A 16,740-nucleotide genomic window follows, 5' to 3' on the forward strand; every position below is an offset into this window, starting at 1 on the left:
GATGTCGCATGCCGCTCCTCGACCCCTGTCCGTCTCCTCCCGCGGCCCCTTGCGCGGGGCGCTTACCGTTCCCGGCGACAAATCGATCAGCCACCGGGCGCTGATGTTTTCGGCGCTTGCGGTCGGCGAAAGCCGGATCAGCGGGTTGCTGGAAGGCGAGGACGTCCTCGCGACCGCCGCCGCGATGCGGGCGATGGGCGCGCGTATAGAGCGCGGCGAAGACGGTATTTGGCGCGTGCAGGGCGTTGGCGTCGGCGGACTGCTCCAGCCGGCCCAGGCACTGGACATGGGCAACTCCGGCACCTCCACGCGGCTGCTGATGGGACTGGTGTCGAGCCACGCGATCACCGCGACCTTCACCGGCGACGCATCGCTGTCCGCGCGGCCGATGGGCCGGGTTATCGAGCCGCTCTCGCACATGGGCGCCGACATCCAGGCGAGCCCGGGCGGGCGTCTGCCGCTGATGGTGCGCGGGATGTGCCCGGCAGTGCCGATCACCTATACGTTGCCGGTCGCATCGGCGCAGGTGAAGTCCGCGGTGCTGCTGGCCGGGCTCAACACGCAGGGGATCACTCGGGTCATCGAGCCAGTGCCTACCCGCGATCACAGCGAGCGCATGCTGCGCGGCTTCGGTGCGGAAGTGACGGTTGAGGATAGCCCCGACGGCAAGATCATCTCGATCACCGGAGAGGCGGAGTTGAAACCGCAGACGATCGAGGTGCCGGGCGACCCCTCCTCAGCAGGCTTCTGGATGGTCGCGGCATCGATCGTACCGGGATCGAACATCGTGATCCGCAACGTCTGCATGAATCCGACCCGGACCGGGCTGATCACGGCGCTCAAGCTGATGGGCGCGGACATCGTGCAAGTCGATGCGCGCGAAGTCGGCGGTGAGCCGGTTGCCGACCTGCGGGTTCGGCATGCCGCATTGAGCGCGATCGAAGTGCCGGCCGATCTCGCGCCCAGCATGATCGACGAATATCCCATCCTCTTCGTGGCGGCCGCCATGGCGCAGGGGCGGACTGTGGCCCGCGGCGCGCACGAACTGCGCGTCAAGGAGTCTGACCGGATCGCCGCCATGCGCGTGGCGCTGCAAGCGATAGGCGTAGCGACCGAGGAGTTCGAAGACGGCTTGGCGATCGAGGGATCGGGCGGTGCGCCATTGCCCGGCGGCGGCGCGGTCGCGTCGTTGCTCGATCACCGCATCGCGATGAGCATGACGGTGGCCGGTCTCGCCGCGGCCAAGCCGATCGCGATAGACGATGTGAGCCCGGTCGCGACTAGCTACCCGGATTTCTTCCAAACGCTGGATGCGCTCACCGGAGGCGCGGAATGACCGGCATGATCATCGCCGTCGATGGACCCGCTGCTTCGGGCAAGGGGACCATCGCACGCGCGCTGGCCCGCCATTACGGGTTGCCGCACCTGGACACCGGCCTGCTTTACCGGGCGGTGGCGGCAACAGTGCTCCGCGCACAACTGGATCCCGCCGTGGAAGCCGACGCGGTGCTATCCTGCGGGTTCGAGGATTCGTTGCTCGCCGATCCATGGCTACGCACCGACGATGTCGGTAAGGTCGCCTCGGTCGTATCGGCGAATCCGCTGGTCCGTGCCGCCTTGCTGCAGCGGCAAAAGGCGTTCGCGCAACAGCCGGGCGGCGCGGTTCTCGACGGGCGCGACATCGGCACGGTAATCGCGCCGGATGCGGATGCGAAGCTGTTCGTGAAAGCCACGCCCACCATCCGCGCCCAGCGCCGCCACTTGGAGCTGCGCAGGGCAGGGCAGGATCCAAGCCTGGACAAGGTATTGGCCGACATCCGCGCCCGCGACGAACGCGACTCCAGGCGCAGCGACGCGCCGATGGTCGCCGCTGCCGATGCCGCCCTCCTCGACACGAGCTTCCTTTCCATCGACGCTGCCGTTCAAAAGGCGATCGAGTTGGTCGAGTCGCGGCGCAGCGCTTCCACCTGAGCGGCGGCGAGAGCGGGCAAGCGGCGCCTGCTTCTCCTTGCGAAAAGCACGGGATTGGCATAAAGGCAGCGCGTCCAGCGAGTACATGCTCGCGGAGGAAGGCGCGGAGAGGTGACTCTCACGCGCCGTTTTCGCATTAGAACCGCGTCTGTTCCTCTGCTTGCAAGCGCCCGGTGGATGCCGCGACCGGCATGAGGCCGCCGTGGCAATTCTGGCCTCCAAGACCGCCGGATACAACCGGCCGGCCGGAAAAACGTAAGACAGGAACTCTATTCAATGGCTACTGCGCCAAACCCGACCCGCGACGATTTCGCGGCAATGCTGGACGAGACCTTCGGCGCGGCGGACGGCTTTGAAGGCCGCGTCGTGATCGGTACGGTCACCGGCATCGAAAACGATCTGGCCGTCATCGACGTCGGCCTCAAGTCCGAAGGCCGCGTGCCGCTGCGTGAATTCGCTGCGCCGGGCCAGAAGGCAGAGCTCAAGGTCGGCGACGAAGTCGAAGTTTACGTCGACCGCGTCGAGAACGCGAACGGCGAAGCGATGCTCAGCCGCGACCGCGCCCGCCGCGAAGCCGCCTGGGACAAGCTCGAAACCGAATTCGCCAGCACCGCCCGCGTCGAAGGCGTGATCTTCGGCCGCGTAAAGGGTGGCTTCACTGTCGATCTGTCTGGCGCCGTGGCGTTCCTGCCGGGTTCGCAGGTTGATATCCGTCCGGTGCGCGACGTGACCCCGCTGATGGACATCCCGCAGCCTTTCCAGATCCTCAAGATGGACCGCAAGCGCGGCAACATCGTCGTTTCGCGTCGCGCGGTTCTGGAAGAAACCCGCGCCGAGCAGCGTTCGGGCCTGATCCAGTCGCTGGCCGAGGGCCAGGTGATCGACGGCGTCGTCAAGAACATCACCGATTACGGCGCGTTCGTTGACCTGGGTGGCATCGACGGCCTGCTCCACGTCACCGATCTGAGCTACAAGCGCGTCAACCACCCGAGCGAAGTGCTCGAGATCGGCCAGACGGTGAAGGTGCAGATCATCCGCATCAACCGCGACACGCAGCGCATCTCGCTCGGCATGAAGCAGCTCGAGAGCGATCCGTGGGAAGGCGCCGGCGCCAAGTACCCGGTGGGCGCACGCGTCTCCGGTCGCGTCACCAACATCACCGAATATGGTGCGTTCGTCGAACTGGAAGCCGGCATCGAAGGCCTGGTCCACGTTTCGGAAATGTCCTGGACCAAGAAGAACGTCCATCCGGGCAAGATCGTCTCGACTTCACAGGAAGTGGACGTGGTCATCCTCGAGGTCGATCAGGAAAAGCGCCGCATTTCGCTCGGCCTCAAGCAGGCTCAGGCCAATCCGTGGGATGCCTTCGCGGCAGCTCATCCGGTCGGTTCGACGGTCGAGGGCGAAGTCAAGAACGCCACCGAGTTCGGCCTGTTCATCGGCCTGGACAACGACGTCGACGGCATGGTCCACATGTCCGACATCGCTTGGGGCATTTCGGGTGAAGACGCGCTCAACCTGCACCGCAAGGGCGAGACCGTTCAGGCCGTCGTTCTAGCGATCGAGCCCGACAAGGAGCGCATCAGCCTTGGCATGAAGCAGCTGGAGCGCGGCGGTCCGTCGGCAGCAACGGCAGCCGGTGCGGGTGACCGCCTCAACAAGAACCAGGTCGTGACCGTGACCGTTCTGGAAGTCCGCGATGCGGGTCTGGAAGTTCAGGTCGGTGATGATGGCGCCACCGGCTTCATCAAGCGCACCGATCTGGGCCGCGACCGCGACGAGCAGCGTCCGGAGCGTTTCCAGGTCGCGCAGAAGTTCGATGCCATGGTCACCGGCTTCGATCGTTCGAAGAAGCCGACCTTCTCGGTCAAGGCGATGCAGATCGCCGAAGAGAAGCAGGCCGTTCAGCAGTACGGTTCGTCCGATTCGGGCGCATCGCTGGGCGATATTCTCGGCGAGGCCCTCAAGGCCCGCAACGAAAAGGCGTAAGCCGATCAAGGGGAGTGGCCATGGCCGCTCCCCTTTTTACTCCAGAATATTCATTGATTCGTACATGTTCGGGTTGATGATCAGCGCGGCCCGGGGCTAAGGATAGGGCGTGCGTTGGCTGGCTACTTGCCGCGCACCATGGGAGAAATGCGGATGATCCGATCGGAACTGGTCCGGATGCTTGTCGAAGAAAATCCGGGCCTTTCGGTCCGTGAAGTCGAGAAGGTCGTGACGGTGTTTTTCGATGAGATCGTTCGCCGCTTGAGCGAGGATGGTCGGGTCGAGCTTCGTGGCTTCGGCGCTTTCTCCACCCGCGCACGCGATGCCCGAACGGGCAGAAACCCACGCACCGGTGAGTCCGTGGATGTCGATGCCAAGCGTGTTCCGTACTTCAAGCCCGGCAAGGAAATGCGAGTCCGCCTGAACGTCTCGTAGCCGGCGCCGCTGCCATGTCCTGGCAGGTCTGAATCTCTCAGGATGGTGCGAGTGTCGCGTTGGCTCGACGCGCTTTGACAAGACGACGCTCGCGTAAAGCCGGAAAGCGGCCGATCTCGCGCGTGTTCTAAGCCTGTGGCTGTAGAACCCTTGGGGTTGCGCGTAGCCCTTCCCCTCCAATATGCCGGTAACAGCGGGCAGCAAGCCTTGCGGGGGAGAGGCATGTCCGGACGTCCGACGATCAAGGAAGTATCGAAGATCGCGGGGGTCTCGTTCAAGACCGTGTCGCGGGTTCTCAACAACGAGAAGCATGTCAGCGAAGAGACGCGCCGCCGAGTGGAGGAGGTCGTCGCCAGGCTCAATTTCCGCCCCAGTCAGGCGGCGCGAATGCTAGCGGGCCGGCGCTCCTTCCAGGTGGCGCTGCTCTACGACAATCCTAGTCCTTATTATGTCTATCACATCCAGGCCGGGGCCCAGCAGCGTTGCACCGAGCTTGGATATCGCCTGCTTCTCCAGCCGATCGACAGTCAGTCGGCCGATCTGGTGCCGAACGTCATGGCCCTGATCGACGAGGCGCATCTGGACGGGCTTATCTTGTCGCCGCCGGTGACCGAAGTGGCTGCGCTTCTCGACGCGCTTGATGCTCGGGGGCTGCCTTATGTCCGAATCGCTCCAGGCATCCGCAAAGGCGCGGGAATGGCCACCACCATGGACGACATAGCGGCGGCGCGTGAAGTCACTCGTCATCTGATCGGATTGGGTCACCGCGCGATCGCCTTCATCCCCGGTCCCGAAAGCCATGTCTCGTCGAAGGATCGCCTTGAGGGTTATCGTGCCGAGCTGGAATCCGGCGGCATCGCCTTCGATCCTGCGCTCGTCGTCGCGGGCGACTACAGCTTTACCTCGGGAGGCGAAGCTGCCCGCCGTCTGCTCGCCCGCAACCGGCGGCCGACGGCTATCTTCGCCGGCAACGACGACATGGCAGCCGGTGCCCTTGCCGTCGCGCATGAACTCGACATAGCGGTGCCGGACCAGCTCTCCATCGCCGGCTTCGACGATAGTGATCTGGCCAAAGCAGTCTGGCCGCCGCTGACCACACTGCGTCAGCCGGTTCGCGAGCTGGCTTGGGCCGCCGCAGACCTCATGCTGGGGGAGAACGCCGCCGAACCTCAACTGGTGTTGGAGCACCAGCTGATGGTGCGGGCCAGTACCGGTCGTCGGATAATATAAATCGGACGGAGCGTGCGCTAACCCGTTGCTACTGTAGCATTTCCGTCACAACCTGACGCAAAGCACAGGATGGAGCGGGTTCGTGAACACGTGTGATTGACCGCCACCAGGCGGGAGCCTAGCGTCTCGCCAAGTCCAAACATATGGACAAGAGGCAGGGAGGATGTCTCCGCAGCAGCCGCCGGACCGAACGGGTTCGGCGGCTGGCGTTGCCAACAGGGGCAATCTTTCCGTAACCGCTCCTGACAGCGTTGTCAACTCTCCGGCTCTTCCAGCACGTTTCTGGGACCGCGCAGCTGTTCCGAAGCTGGACACGGATGTTGATTTCAGCAGTGGCCAAAATCGTAAACAAAACGTTAACTGCACGTCATGCAGCGTCGTTTGATCATCGAGGGTCACCCCCGTCGCAACCTCTTCCGCACCCATGTCCACCGCGTGGTCATGCGTGAGCGGCGCGCTCGCGATGATGGCGATGTGAAGCTCTTTGCCTTGAGCTTCAGCGCCTTCTTCGTCTGCTTCTACACGTTCCTGCTTTAGGGAATCACGTCCGGGCCATGCGGCGCATGCTCCGCCTGACGTAGCCGCCACGCGCACCATGCCGAGGCCAGGCACAAGGCGACGACCACCCACATGCAGTCGGCAACGCTGACGCCCGGGATATTGGTGATGCCGAAGATGCCGACCGATCCGATCACCATTGCGCCCGAATTCACGATGTTGTTCGCCGCCACCGTTCGCGCGGTCTGCGACTTCTCCACGGTGGTGGTCAGGAAGGCATAAAGCGGCACCACGAACATGCCGCCGGTGATCGCGATCATCCCTAGGTCGACCAGCACGTGCCACGCTGCCGGGTGCGCGATGAAGTCGGCGGTCTTCAGCAGCGGGCCGTCGCTCACCGGCCAGAAGCGTGCGGCGAAGTGGAAGTCTACAACGAATGCCGCCATCGCCAGCACCGACGCCACCGCGTATTTCGCCGAAACCTCGCCCTTCAACAGCCGGTTGATGATCACCGATCCGACCGCGATCCCGACCGAGAAGATGCCCAGGAAAACGCTCGCCACATCCTTCTGGGCATGGAACACATTCTTGACCAAGGGCGGGAACAGCACGCCAAGCACTGCGGCGATCGTCCAGAATACGCTGATCGCGATGATCGCCAGGTACAGCCGGCGGATGTGCATCGTCGCGGCGATCAGCCGGTAGGACGAGCGGAAGATGTTGAAGTCGATCTTCAGCGTCGTCAGCGGCGGGGCGGCGGGAATCTTGAGCGACGCCAACCAGCCGATGCACGCTACGCCGATCACCGCGACTGCTGCGAAGGTCGGGCTGATCAACCCGCCTGCGATCGTGCCGAACAGGATAGCGATATAGGTCCCGGCCTCGACCAGCCCGGTTCCGCCCAGTACTTCGTCTTCGGCCATGTGCTGCGGGATGATCGCGTATTTGATCGGCCCGAAAAAGGTCGAGTGGATGCCCATCCCCACCAGCGCGACCAGCATCAACGGCAGGCTCTTCAAGAAGATGCCCGCGGCGCCGACCAGCATGATGCCGACCTCGGCGGCCTTGATGATCCGCATGATCCGGGCCTTGTCGTAGCTGTCCGCCAGCTGACCGGCGAGCGCGGAGAACAGGAAGAAGGGCAGGATGAAGATGCCCGTCGCGATCGCGCTGAACCGCGTCTCCTCCTCCACCGAGTTGAAGATTTGATAGGTCGCGAAGAAGATCATCGCGTTCTTGAAGAGGTTGTCGTTGAACGCCCCCAGGAACTGCGTCACGAACAGGGGGAGGAAGCGGCGCTCCTTCATCAGCCCGAGCGCACCGATCATGCCGTACTTGCTCCACAGCGGCGGCGTTCCGCCCGACCCGGCAGCGCATACCGGCCCCCCGGCGCCGCAGCAACGCTTATTCCGCTCAGGCCCCGGCGGTGTTAGAGCGACGCTCATGTGGACGCTGCCCAATATCCTCACGCTTTCGCGCATCCTGGCGCTGCCGCTGCTGGTGGCGTTCCTGTGGTGGCCGAACTGGCCAACCGGCTATGCCGTCGCCTTCGCGCTCTATGTCGCAATGGGCGTCACCGATTATTTCGACGGCTATCTCGCCCGCAGCCAGGGGACCGTGTCGAAGCTCGGCGTGTTCCTTGATCCCATCGCCGACAAGATCATGGTCGCTGCGGTGATCCTGGTGCTCGCCGCAAAGGGTATCATCGCCGACGGGCACGTCATCGCCGCTGCGGTGATCTTGGCGCGCGAGATCGCGGTTTCGGGGCTGCGCGAGTTTCTGGGCGGTATTCAGGTGTCTGTGCCGGTCTCGCGTCTCGCCAAATGGAAGACGACGCTGCAGCTCGGCGCGCTCGGCGCACTGATCTTCACGGGCGCGGTTCCCGAATGGACCTGGGTGGAGCCCGCCGGGCTCGTCGCGCTATGGGCGGCCGCCGTCCTCACCGTGATCACCGGCTGGGACTATCTGCGGATCGGCCTCAAGCACATGGACAGCTGATGGACCTGCTCTATTTCGCCTGGGTGCGCGAGCGGGTCGGCATCGGCCAGGAGCGCCTCGATCCTCCTGCCGAGATCCATACGGTCGCCGACTTGATCACTTGGCTGTCGCGGCGCAGCCCCGGCCATGCCGAGGCGTTCCGCGAGCCCGATCGCCTGCGCGCGGCGCTCGACCAGAAGTTCGTGCCCCTCGACGCGCCCCTCGCCAACGTCCGCGAAGTCGCGCTCTTCCCCCCGGTGACCGGCGGATGATCCGGATCGCGGTCAGGCCCGATCCGATCGACGTCGCCGCCGAACTCGCCGCGGTGGAAGGACAAGGGGCAGGGGCCGTCGCGAGCTTTACCGGCATGGTCCGCGGCGACGACGGGGTCACTGAGCTCGAACTCGAACATTATCCCGGCATGACCGAGGGCGCGCTCGCCGGGCTTGCCGAGACCGCCACTGCCCGCTGGTCGCTGCTCGGCGCCACCGTGGTTCACCGCGTCGGCCGCATGGCGCTGGGCGATCGTATCGTCTTCGTCGCCGCCGCCGCGCTGCATCGCAGGGAGGCGTTAGACGCCTGCGCGTTCCTCATCGACAGCCTCAAGACCGGGGCGCCGTTCTGGAAGCGCGAGCGCCGCGGCGAAGATGCGACGTGGGTGGAGGCGAAGACAGCGGACGACGCGGCAGCGAAGCGCTGGATGTAAGCAACGCTTCCTCTCACGGGGGAGGATTGCCCAGCCTCAGGCCGCCTGCTTCAACACCTCGGCCATCAATCGGAAATCACGTTCGCGGGGCGAAGCCTTGCGCCATACCAGCGCGATCCGACGCGCGGCATTCTCCGCCTCCAGCGGCCGTGCGGTGACGGATGTATGCTCCAATATACCCGCCGTCACCGCCATCTCCGGCAGCATCGTCACCCCCAGCCCGTTGTCGACCATCTGCACCATCGTGTGCAGCGAAGTCCCCAGCATCATCGCCTCGGCGCGCAATTCGGGCCGATTGCACGCGGCCAGCGCATGGTCCTTCAGGCAGTGCCCATCCTCCAGCATCAGCAGCCGAGTCTCGTCGATGTCGGCCGGCTTGATCATCGGCGTCGGGTCCATCTCGCCCTCGTGGAACGCCACGAACAGCCGGTCGTCGAACAGCGCCGCCGCTTCGACGTCGCCGCACGAGAACGGCAGGGCCAGCAGCACGCAGTCGGTCCGCCCCAGGTGCAGTTGCTCGCAAGCCTGGCCGCTGGTCTCCTCGCGCAGATACAGCTTTAGTTCGGGATAATCCTTGCGCAGCCGCGGCAGGATGCGTGGCAGCAGGAAGGGCGCGATCGTCGGGATGACGCTCATACGCATCTCGCCCGACAGCGGCCGTCCAGCAGCACGCGCGAGATCGCCCAATTCGTCGGCCTCGCGCAGCACCCGGCGCGCCTTGTCGACGATCTGCTCGCCCAGCGGCGTGAACCGCACTACGCGCCTTGTCCGCTCGACCAGCACCACGCCGATCAGCGTCTCCAGCTCGCGAATGCCCGCCGAAAGCGTCGACTGGGTGACGAACGACGCCTCCGCCGCTCGCCCAAAATGCCCAGAATCGTGCAGCGCCACCAGATATTGCAGCTGCTTCAGTGTCGGAAGATAGGTCTGCGCCACTGATCGTCCCTGTCGATTGAATCAACCGTATAGAGTTGCGGGGGCGATTGAACAATGGGGCCACCTAGTTCCCGTCACCCCGGCTCGAGGCCGGAATGACGGAAATCAAGTAGAGCCGAGTATATGCTCTTACGCCGCCTCCGCCTCGATCTCGGCGGGCAGCCGGATCAAATAATCGAACGCCGACAATGCCGCGGTCGATCCCGCGCCCATGGCGATCACGATCTGCTTGTACGGCACCGTGGTGCAGTCGCCTGCCGCGAAGACGCCCTTTTGCGACGTCTCGCCGCGATCGTCGATCTCGATCTCACCGCGCGGAGTCAGGCCGATCGCGCCCTTCAGCCATTCGGTGTTCGGCACCAGCCCGATCTGGACGAAGATGCCTTCCAGCTCGACCTCATGGCTCGTGCCATGGTTGCGGTCCTTGTAGGTCAGGCTGGTCAGCTTCGATCCGTCGCCCTTCACTTCGGTGGTCAGCGCCGAGGTGATGATCTTGACGTTCGGCAGCGAGCCCAGCTTGCGCTGGAGCACCGCGTCGGCACGCAGCTGGCTGTCATATTCGATCAGCGTCACATGCGCGACCAGCCCGGCCAGGTCGATCGCCGCCTCGACGCCCGAATTGCCGCCGCCGATCACGGCGACGCGCTTGCCCTTGAACAGCGGACCGTCGCAATGCGGGCAATAGGTCACGCCCTTGTTGCGATATTCGTCCTCACCCGGCACGTTCATCTGCCGCCAGCGAGCGCCGGTCGAGAGGATCACGGTGCGCGCCTTCAGGCTTGCGCCATTGGCCAGCACCACTTCGTGGAGCCCGCCTTCGCGCTTGGCCGGGATCAGCTTGGCCGCCGCCTGCAGGTTCATGATATCGACGTCATAATCCTTGACGTGCTGCTCCAGATGCGCGGCCAGCTTCGGACCCTCGGTGTGGGGCACCGAGATGAAGTTCTCGATCGACATGGTGTCGAGAACCTGGCCGCCGAAGCGCTCGGCGGCGATGCCGGTGCGGATGCCCTTGCGCGCCGAATAGATCGCCGCTGCCGCGCCGGCGGGGCCGCCGCCGACCACCAGAACCTCGAACGGGTCCTTGTTCGCGATCTTCTCGGCGGCGCGCGCAGTGGCGCCGGTGTCGATCTTGGCGACGATCTGCTCCAGCTCCATCCGGCCCGACGCGAACGGCTCGCCGTTCAAGTATACCGTCGGCACCGACATGATCTGCCGCGCCTCGACTTCGGCCTGGAACAGCGAGCCTTCGATCGAGGTGTGCTTGATGCGCGGGTTGAGCACCGCCATCAGGTTCAGCGCCTGCACCACGTCGGGGCAGTTCTGGCAGCTGAGCGAGAAATAGGTTTCGAACTCATAGTCGCCGGCCAGGTTCTTGACCTGGTCGATCACGTCCTGCGCCGCTTTGGACGGGTGGCCGCCGACCTGGAGCAGCGCGAGCACCAGCGACGTGAACTCATGGCCCATCGGCAGGCCGGCGAAGCGGACGCCGATATCGGTGCCCGTGCGGCGGATCATGAAGCTTGGCACGCGCTTGTCGGCGCCGGTAACGACGGCGATCTTGTCGGACAGCGCGGCGATGTCGTTCAGCAGCTTCTCCATCTCGCGCGACTTGGCATCATCGCCAAGGCTGGCGACGAGCTCGATCGGCTCGCGGATGTTCACGAGATAGGCCTTGAGCTGCTGCGTCAGATTTGCGTCGAGCATGCGAGAAAACTCCTGTGTACTCAATCGAGCGGCTCCGGCGTCGCCGGTGTGGTCCACTCAATAAAAAACGGGCCGGGGTGGGAGGGACTCTCCACCCCGGCCCGCCATTGGGCGCCCCCACAAGGGGGGAGGGGAGGGCGCCTTAGATCTTGCCGACCAGGTCCAGCGACGGGGCCAGGGTCTCTTCACCCTCTTCCCACTTCGCGGGGCACACTTCGCCCGGATGCGCGGCGATGTACTGTGCAGCCTTGATCTTGCGGAGCAGCTCGGTCGCGTTCCGGCCGACGCCTTCCGAAGTGATCTCGACCAGCTGGATCACGCCTTCGGGATCGACGACGAAGGTGCCGCGGTCGGCCAGGCCCTGGCCTTCACGCAGAACGTCGAAGTTGTTGGCGAGCACGTGGTTCTGGTCGCCGAGCATGAAATAGTCGATCTTGCCGATCGCCGGCGAGGTGTCATGCCATGCCTTGTGGCTGAAGTGAGTGTCGGTCGACACCGAGTAAACCTCGACGCCCATCTTCTGCAGCTGCGGATAGATGTCGGCCAGGTCTTCCAGTTCGGTCGGGCAAACGAAGGTGAAGTCTGCGGGGTAGAAGAAGAACACGGCCCACTTGCCGCGCACGTCCGCGTCGCTCACGTCGACGAACTTGCCCTGCTTATATGCCGTCGTGGTGAAGGGCTTCAGCGTGCTTCCGATAAGCGCCATGCAATAATTCTCCGGTAGGGGTGTTTGGTTCGAAGCGGGATATAGGCACGATTTGCTGCAATGCAAAACCGATTGGTCCGGTCGCACTGATCGATTTTACCAATGACCGAAGCGTTTGCTGGTTGGTTTAGATCCAGCCGATCGCCCGGGAGAGGCTGTACAAGCTGGTCAAGGTCAGCACGATTCCCACCAGCAACAACAGAACGCGCGTCGGCACCCGCTTGGCGAAGAACGCGCCGAACGGTGCGGCGACCACACCACCTATCAGCAGCCCGAGCACAGGATGCCAGAACTCCGGGGTGAAGCCCTCCGTGCCGATATGGTAGAGGAAGGTTGCGGAGATCGTCAGCGTCAGGAAGAACTCGGTCGTATTCACTGTGCCGATGGTCGTTCGCGGCTGCGCGCCCTGCACCAGCAGGTTGCTGGTCACTACGGGTCCCCAGCCGCCGCCTCCCGCTGCGTCCAGGAAGCCGCCGGCCAGCCCCAGAGGCTCGACGATTTTCGGCTCGCGCTGGGTCGGCGGAAAGCGCGCGGCGCGAAACAACAGGTAGAGCCCGATACAGGCGAGATAACCCATCACGAAAGGACGCGTGACCGATGCGTCGAGCGACGTCAGCACATAGGCGCCGAGCACCCCGCCGATGATGCCGGGGATCAGCAGCCGGCCGAACAGTTTCCAGTTCACGTTGCGATGCAGCACATGGCTGATGCCCGACACGCCGGTAGTGAAGGTCTCCACGACATGCACTCCGGCGGATGCAGTGGCCGGCGCCACGCCCAGCACGCTTACCAGCAACGTGCTGGAGATCACGCCAAAGGCCATGCCCAGCGCGCCATCGACAAGCTGGGCGGCGAAACCTGCTGCGACATAGGGAAGAAGCTCGGTAATCGTTACGCCCGCGAACATTCAGCGCCTCGTAATGGTTTTACACGCTCTGGGATGCCGGGCACGTCGATCTCCTACAAGACAGATAGTGTTTAGCGCGCGCAAGCCCTGGATCGGCGCTTCTGGAATTCACCGGCGCGAGCGACTAGATAGCCGCAACTAAAGGGGACCGGCCATGTTCCAGCGTCTGGCGGCATATATTGATTCCATCCGGGCGCGCGACCCGGCCCCGCGCAGCCGCGCGGAGATCCTGCTGTACCCGGGCGTGTGGGCTGTCGGATACCACCGTATCGCCAATCGGCTGTTCCGCGGGCGCTGGTTCTTTCTCGCCCGGTTGGTCAATCATTGGTCGCGCTGGATGACGGCGATCGACATTCATCCCGGCGCCCGGATCGGCCGCAACTTCTTCATCGACCATGGCTTCGTCGTCATCGGCGAGACTGCCGACATCGGCGACAATGTCACCATCTACCAGTGCGTGACGCTGGGCGGCACCAGCCCCGACAATGGGGTAGGGGGCAAGCGCCACCCGACCTTGCGCGACGGGGTGATCATCGGCTCGGGGGCGCAGGTGCTGGGGCCCATCGACGTCGGCGCCCGCGCCCGGATCGGCGCCAATGCTGTTGTGACCAAGGACGTGCCGGAGGGTGCCGTGATGGTCGGCATCCCCGCCAAGCCGACCCTGATCGAGGCAGGCACCTGGCAGAAGGACTTCGTGCCCTATGGCACGCCGTGCAGCGAGGTGTTCGATCCTTCTACGCAGAAGCTAGAGTTGATGCGCTGTGAGATCGAGACGCTGCGCAAGCGGCTGGATGCGATGATCGAGGCCAAGGACGAAGACCGCCGCAACATCGGCTGAACTTGCGGGCCGAGGTGCGCCTTACTACCTTCGTGTCGATGGGAACCGTAACCCCGCTGCCGGTCGGGCGGCCTTCGCAGGTCGGCTTCGACCGACCCGAGCTCAACCGCATCCTCGACCTATACGGCCGCATGGTGGCGGCAGGTCACTGGAAGGATTATGCGATCCAGCTCGACGCCGACGCCGCGATCTTCGCCGCCTTCCGCCGGGCCGCCGAGCGGCCCGAGTTCCGCATCGAGAAGCGGCCGTCGCTGCGCAACCGCCAGGGGATGTGGGCGCTGGTCAACGAAGCCGGCATGATCCTGAAGCGTGGTCACGAGCTTGGCCCCATACTCGCCCCGGTCGAACGCCGGCTCATGAAACTGGTGGAGTGATGGCTAAGCCGCGCAGCTCGCACTGCGCGGCTCGCGACTTCAGGCGATCGCCGCCTGCCGCGTCGGTGGGAGCCGGTCCTCGAAGCTGCCGAGCAGGCGCACTGCCGTGCGGCGCATCGGCTGCCAGAAGGCGGACAGGCTGAGCAGCGCAGAACCGATCACCAGCGCCGTGAGGGCCGCCGCCAGTTCGACCGCCCCTGACTGTTGGAACAGCGCGTACATGGCCCAGAGCACATAAACGAGGCTGGACACCAGCAGCGCGCGCCGGTCGACTGCCAGCGCGATGAACGCGAAGGCCAGGTACAGGGCGATCACCAACACTGCGATGCCAGGGCTGATGTCGCCGTTCAGCACGCCGAGCATATGGAAGATCGGATGGGCGATCAGCGGCGCCGCGGCGAGGTGCAGCCAGAACGCCACATCGGAGCGGCGTGTCGTGCGCTCCCGATCCGACATATCCCAGCGCATGGCGAACAGGAACACCAGCACTCCCGCGGCCAGCAGCATGACGTTCAATGCGCCGCGCGCATCAGGCAAGGCCGCAAGGATCGCCCCGACCGCCACGGACACCACCGCCAGAGCGCCCACTGCAATCGTGATCGGCACCATGAAGCGCCGCCAGTGCAACCAAGCGGCGCCAGCGGTAAGCACGCCGACGACGATCACTCCGGCGCCTGCAAGCTGCTTCTGCTGCTCCGGATCGATCAGCCCAAGCTGTTCGGCGACCGAAGGCGCGAACGCGCCCAGCAGCGCCGCGAACCCCATGAACATGCCACCCGCGAACCCGATCAGCAGCAGGATGCTGGGCAATGCCATGCGGCGTCGCCTGGTGAAGTATTCGCCAAGCAACCAGCTTGCGCCCGCCACTCCGAAAGCGCCGAGCGCAGCAGGGAGGCCGAACTCGTCGGGTGACGAGACTGCATCGAGGTCGACGCCGGTCAGCGCGCCTCCCAGTTGAAAGCCGATCCAGCCGACCGCGACCAGCAGCAGGATCGCCGCGATCGACACGAAGATGTCGTTGAACCCCGTCAGCAGCCTGAACGATTCTTCGTCGGCGCTGGGTGTCGCTCGGTGCAAGGCGACATGGCTGCGGAATCGGCTCACAGCCTCGGGGGTAAAGATGCCGGCGTCGATGGCGCTAGTGAGATCGGTCTCGCTGTACATCGGTAGTCCTCCTTCACAGGAAGCCTAGCCGCAGTGTATCACCGGCACAATACACTAAATCTCTTAGCCGAGCGCTGCTGCTGTCAGCCGTCCAAGTTGATTGAAGAAGGCGCTCGCCTTTCGACGAGCGCCTTCTTGGAAGTGCTTATTGTTCGCTAGGCGAAGATCAACGACCGCCGCGCTGGCGACACTGGTCCTTCACGGTGCGCGAGCAGAGCGGATAGGAGGTTTGGGCAGCGGGTGCCGGCGTGCTCGTTGTGGCGCCCATGGTCGGCGCAGCATTCTGAGCGCCGGCAGGGGCGGCCGCGCTATCCGTCGGGGCTGCGGCGTCGCTCGCCGTGCCGGCATCGGTCGTGCCCGTCGTCGGCGCCGTATCGGTGGCGGTGTCCGTCGTGTCAGTCGGAGCCGTGGTCGACTGCGTCTGATCCTGCGGCGTTGCAGTCGTTGAGGTCGTCTGCGGCGCATCCTGTGCGACGGCCACGCCGCCCATGGCGAGCGCGGCTGCGAGTGCGATAAGCTTCATCGAGCTTCTCCTGAATCGGTTGGCGGGTACGCATGCGCACCCATGCAACCAACTCAGAACTGGCCCGATGGCTCCCTCAGTTCCCCGCATCCAGGGAGTAGCCTGCCGAACGCACGGTCCGGATGATGTCGGGGCGGTCACCATTGTTGATCGCCTTGCGCAGCCGCCGAATGTGCACATCGACCGTGCGCGACTCGATGTCCGAGTCATGACCCCACACCGCGTCGAGCAGCCGCTCCCGCGAGAATACCCAGCCCGGATGCTCGAGGAAATGCTTGAGCAGGCGGAACTCGGTCGGCCCGAGCGAGATCACCTCTCCACCACGGCGAACCTTGTGCCCCACCGTGTCCATTTCGATGTCGGCATAGGTCAGCGCCTCGCCGGCAAGGGCAGGGCGCACCCGGCGCAGCACCGCGCCGACCCGTGCGACCAGTTCGCGCGGGCTGAACGGCTTGGTGACGTAATCGTCGGCGCCGGTCTCGAGCCCGCGCACTCGGTCCTCTTCCTCGCCGCGCGCGGTGAGCATGATGATCGGAATGTTGGCGGTCTCCGGCATACGGCGCAGGCGCCGGCACACCTCGATGCCCGACAAGCCCTCGACCATCCAGTCGAGCAGAACGATGTCGGGGGCCGCTTCCTTGGCGAGCAACAGCGCTTCCTCGCCATCGGGGGTGTGCTTGACCTCGTAATCCTCGCGCTTGAAGTGCCAGGTGACGAGTTCGGCGATCGCCGCGTCATCCTCGACCAGCAGCATGTTCACTCGAGCCATGTCGAAGTTC

General features: G+C 64.7%; 19 protein-coding genes. 11 read left to right on the forward strand and 8 right to left on the reverse strand.

Annotation, left to right across the window (positions count from 1 at the left end; translation table 11 throughout):
• Nucleotide 1 precedes the first annotated feature (1 nt).
• The 6 genes from aroA to LZ586_RS17785 all read left to right on the forward strand — a co-directional run bounded on the left by aroA (nt 2) and on the right by LZ586_RS17785 (nt 6,162).
• Nucleotides 2–1,336, forward strand: coding sequence for a 3-phosphoshikimate 1-carboxyvinyltransferase (aroA, locus tag LZ586_RS17760; RefSeq protein ID WP_235077621.1), 1,335 nt, complete (start codon nt 2–4; stop codon nt 1,334–1,336).
• Between the two features lie 5 nt (nt 1,337–1,341).
• Nucleotides 1,342–1,971 (forward strand): (d)CMP kinase, encoded by a 630-nt coding sequence (locus LZ586_RS17765; protein WP_235079850.1) that lies wholly within the window; start codon nt 1,342–1,344, stop codon nt 1,969–1,971.
• Between the two features lie 276 nt (nt 1,972–2,247).
• Nucleotides 2,248–3,960: a 30S ribosomal protein S1 gene (gene rpsA, locus LZ586_RS17770; RefSeq protein WP_235077622.1), complete on the forward strand. Its 1,713-nt coding sequence runs from the start codon at nt 2,248–2,250 to the stop codon at nt 3,958–3,960.
• A 153-nt stretch (nt 3,961–4,113) separates the two neighbouring features.
• Nucleotides 4,114–4,395 (forward strand): integration host factor subunit beta, encoded by a 282-nt coding sequence (gene ihfB, locus LZ586_RS17775; RefSeq protein WP_184086611.1) that lies wholly within the window; start codon nt 4,114–4,116, stop codon nt 4,393–4,395.
• A gap of 222 nt (nt 4,396–4,617) precedes the next feature.
• On the forward strand, nt 4,618–5,625 hold the full coding sequence (locus LZ586_RS17780) for a LacI family DNA-binding transcriptional regulator (RefSeq protein ID WP_235077623.1): 1,008 nt from the start codon (nt 4,618–4,620) through the stop codon (nt 5,623–5,625).
• Nucleotides 5,626–5,994: 369 nt separating this feature from the next.
• Entirely contained in the window at nt 5,995–6,162 is a 168-nt protein-coding gene (locus LZ586_RS17785; RefSeq protein WP_235077624.1) for a hypothetical protein, read from the forward strand.
• Here the strand turns inward: LZ586_RS17785 and LZ586_RS17790 are convergent.
• Nucleotides 6,159–7,451: an MFS transporter gene (locus tag LZ586_RS17790; RefSeq protein ID WP_235077625.1), complete on the reverse strand. Its 1,293-nt coding sequence runs from the start codon at nt 7,449–7,451 to the stop codon at nt 6,159–6,161. The two genes, LZ586_RS17785 and LZ586_RS17790, sit on opposite strands and share 4 nt — an antisense overlap.
• A 115-nt stretch (nt 7,452–7,566) precedes the next feature.
• Between LZ586_RS17790 and pgsA the strand changes: the two genes are divergently transcribed.
• The 3 genes from pgsA to LZ586_RS17805 are packed head-to-tail and all read left to right on the forward strand — an operon-like array spanning nt 7,567 to nt 8,806.
• Entirely contained in the window at nt 7,567–8,121 is a 555-nt protein-coding gene (gene pgsA, locus LZ586_RS17795; protein WP_235077626.1) for a CDP-diacylglycerol--glycerol-3-phosphate 3-phosphatidyltransferase, read from the forward strand.
• Nucleotides 8,121–8,372, forward strand: coding sequence for a molybdopterin converting factor subunit 1 (moaD, locus tag LZ586_RS17800; protein WP_235077627.1), 252 nt, complete (start codon nt 8,121–8,123; stop codon nt 8,370–8,372). Before pgsA ends, moaD begins: the two co-directional genes overlap by 1 nt.
• Nucleotides 8,369–8,806, forward strand: a complete 438-nt coding sequence (locus LZ586_RS17805; protein ID WP_235077628.1) for a molybdenum cofactor biosynthesis protein MoaE — start codon at nt 8,369–8,371, stop codon at nt 8,804–8,806. The genes moaD and LZ586_RS17805 overlap by 4 nt, the downstream gene beginning before the upstream one ends.
• Before the next feature lie 36 nt (nt 8,807–8,842).
• Here the strand turns inward: LZ586_RS17805 and LZ586_RS17810 are convergent, their stop codons facing one another.
• The 4 genes from LZ586_RS17810 to LZ586_RS17825 form a co-directional block, all read right to left on the reverse strand.
• Nucleotides 8,843–9,742, reverse strand: coding sequence for a hydrogen peroxide-inducible genes activator (locus tag LZ586_RS17810; RefSeq protein WP_235077629.1), 900 nt, complete (start codon nt 9,740–9,742; stop codon nt 8,843–8,845).
• 129 nt (nt 9,743–9,871) lie between these two features.
• Nucleotides 9,872–11,449: an alkyl hydroperoxide reductase subunit F gene (gene ahpF, locus LZ586_RS17815; protein WP_235077630.1), complete on the reverse strand. Its 1,578-nt coding sequence runs from the start codon at nt 11,447–11,449 to the stop codon at nt 9,872–9,874.
• Nucleotides 11,450–11,591: 142 nt separating this feature from the next.
• Entirely contained in the window at nt 11,592–12,155 is a 564-nt protein-coding gene (ahpC, locus tag LZ586_RS17820) for an alkyl hydroperoxide reductase subunit C (RefSeq protein ID WP_235077631.1), read from the reverse strand.
• Nucleotides 12,156–12,282: 127 nt separating this feature from the next.
• Nucleotides 12,283–13,062, reverse strand: a complete 780-nt coding sequence (locus LZ586_RS17825) for a sulfite exporter TauE/SafE family protein (protein ID WP_235077632.1) — start codon at nt 13,060–13,062, stop codon at nt 12,283–12,285.
• Between the two features lie 154 nt (nt 13,063–13,216).
• Here LZ586_RS17825 and epsC point away from each other — a divergent pair, with 154 nt between their 5' ends.
• Together epsC and LZ586_RS17835 are read left to right on the forward strand one after the other, a co-directional pair.
• Nucleotides 13,217–13,900: a serine O-acetyltransferase EpsC gene (gene epsC, locus LZ586_RS17830; protein WP_235077633.1), complete on the forward strand. Its 684-nt coding sequence runs from the start codon at nt 13,217–13,219 to the stop codon at nt 13,898–13,900.
• Nucleotides 13,901–13,938: 38 nt separating this feature from the next.
• Nucleotides 13,939–14,274 (forward strand): DUF2794 domain-containing protein, encoded by a 336-nt coding sequence (locus LZ586_RS17835; protein WP_235077634.1) that lies wholly within the window; start codon nt 13,939–13,941, stop codon nt 14,272–14,274.
• Nucleotides 14,275–14,313: 39 nt separating this feature from the next.
• Here LZ586_RS17835 and LZ586_RS17840 read toward each other — a convergent pair whose 3' ends face one another.
• From LZ586_RS17840 to phoB, 3 genes are all read right to left on the reverse strand, one after another.
• Nucleotides 14,314–15,438 carry a hypothetical protein gene (locus LZ586_RS17840; RefSeq protein WP_235077635.1) on the reverse strand — a complete coding sequence of 375 codons (1,125 nt, stop codon included), beginning with the start codon at nt 15,436–15,438 and terminating at the stop codon, nt 14,314–14,316.
• A gap of 166 nt (nt 15,439–15,604) precedes the next feature.
• The gene (locus tag LZ586_RS17845; RefSeq protein ID WP_235077636.1) at nt 15,605–15,961 is read right to left on the reverse strand and encodes a hypothetical protein; all 357 of its coding nucleotides are present in this window, start codon (nt 15,959–15,961) and stop codon (nt 15,605–15,607) included.
• A 76-nt stretch (nt 15,962–16,037) separates the two neighbouring features.
• Nucleotides 16,038–16,730 carry a phosphate regulon transcriptional regulator PhoB gene (gene phoB, locus LZ586_RS17850; protein ID WP_235077637.1) on the reverse strand — a complete coding sequence of 231 codons (693 nt, stop codon included), beginning with the start codon at nt 16,728–16,730 and terminating at the stop codon, nt 16,038–16,040.
• Nucleotides 16,731–16,740 lie beyond the last annotated feature (10 nt).

This window comes from Sphingomonas sp. S2-65 (genome assembly GCF_021513175.1).
GTDB lineage: Bacteria > Pseudomonadota > Alphaproteobacteria > Sphingomonadales > Sphingomonadaceae > Sphingomonas.

Bases quoted from the DNA above. Each gene is read 5' to 3' on its own strand.
- LZ586_RS17845 (WP_235077636.1), bottom strand. From the start codon at position 15,961: ATGAAGCTTATCGCACTCGCAGCCGCGCTCGCCATGGGCGGCGTGGCC.
- LZ586_RS17765 (WP_235079850.1), top strand. From the start codon at position 1,342: ATGATCATCGCCGTCGATGGACCCGCTGCTTCGGGCAAGGGGACCATC.
- ahpC (WP_235077631.1), bottom strand. From the start codon at position 12,155: ATGGCGCTTATCGGAAGCACGCTGAAGCCCTTCACCACGACGGCATAT.
- ihfB (WP_184086611.1), top strand. From the start codon at position 4,114: ATGATCCGATCGGAACTGGTCCGGATGCTTGTCGAAGAAAATCCGGGC.
- LZ586_RS17840 (WP_235077635.1), bottom strand. From the start codon at position 15,438: ATGTACAGCGAGACCGATCTCACTAGCGCCATCGACGCCGGCATCTTT.
- LZ586_RS17790 (WP_235077625.1), bottom strand. From the start codon at position 7,451: ATGATCGGTGCGCTCGGGCTGATGAAGGAGCGCCGCTTCCTCCCCCTG.
- pgsA (WP_235077626.1), top strand. From the start codon at position 7,567: ATGTGGACGCTGCCCAATATCCTCACGCTTTCGCGCATCCTGGCGCTG.
- ahpF (WP_235077630.1), bottom strand. From the start codon at position 11,449: ATGCTCGACGCAAATCTGACGCAGCAGCTCAAGGCCTATCTCGTGAAC.
- LZ586_RS17805 (WP_235077628.1), top strand. From the start codon at position 8,369: ATGATCCGGATCGCGGTCAGGCCCGATCCGATCGACGTCGCCGCCGAA.
- rpsA (WP_235077622.1), top strand. From the start codon at position 2,248: ATGGCTACTGCGCCAAACCCGACCCGCGACGATTTCGCGGCAATGCTG.
- LZ586_RS17785 (WP_235077624.1), top strand. From the start codon at position 5,995: ATGCAGCGTCGTTTGATCATCGAGGGTCACCCCCGTCGCAACCTCTTC.
- LZ586_RS17835 (WP_235077634.1), top strand. From the start codon at position 13,939: ATGGGAACCGTAACCCCGCTGCCGGTCGGGCGGCCTTCGCAGGTCGGC.
- moaD (WP_235077627.1), top strand. From the start codon at position 8,121: ATGGACCTGCTCTATTTCGCCTGGGTGCGCGAGCGGGTCGGCATCGGC.
- phoB (WP_235077637.1), bottom strand. From the start codon at position 16,730: ATGGCTCGAGTGAACATGCTGCTGGTCGAGGATGACGCGGCGATCGCC.
- epsC (WP_235077633.1), top strand. From the start codon at position 13,217: ATGTTCCAGCGTCTGGCGGCATATATTGATTCCATCCGGGCGCGCGAC.
- aroA (WP_235077621.1), top strand. From the start codon at position 2: ATGTCGCATGCCGCTCCTCGACCCCTGTCCGTCTCCTCCCGCGGCCCC.
- LZ586_RS17780 (WP_235077623.1), top strand. From the start codon at position 4,618: ATGTCCGGACGTCCGACGATCAAGGAAGTATCGAAGATCGCGGGGGTC.
- LZ586_RS17825 (WP_235077632.1), bottom strand. From the start codon at position 13,062: ATGTTCGCGGGCGTAACGATTACCGAGCTTCTTCCCTATGTCGCAGCA.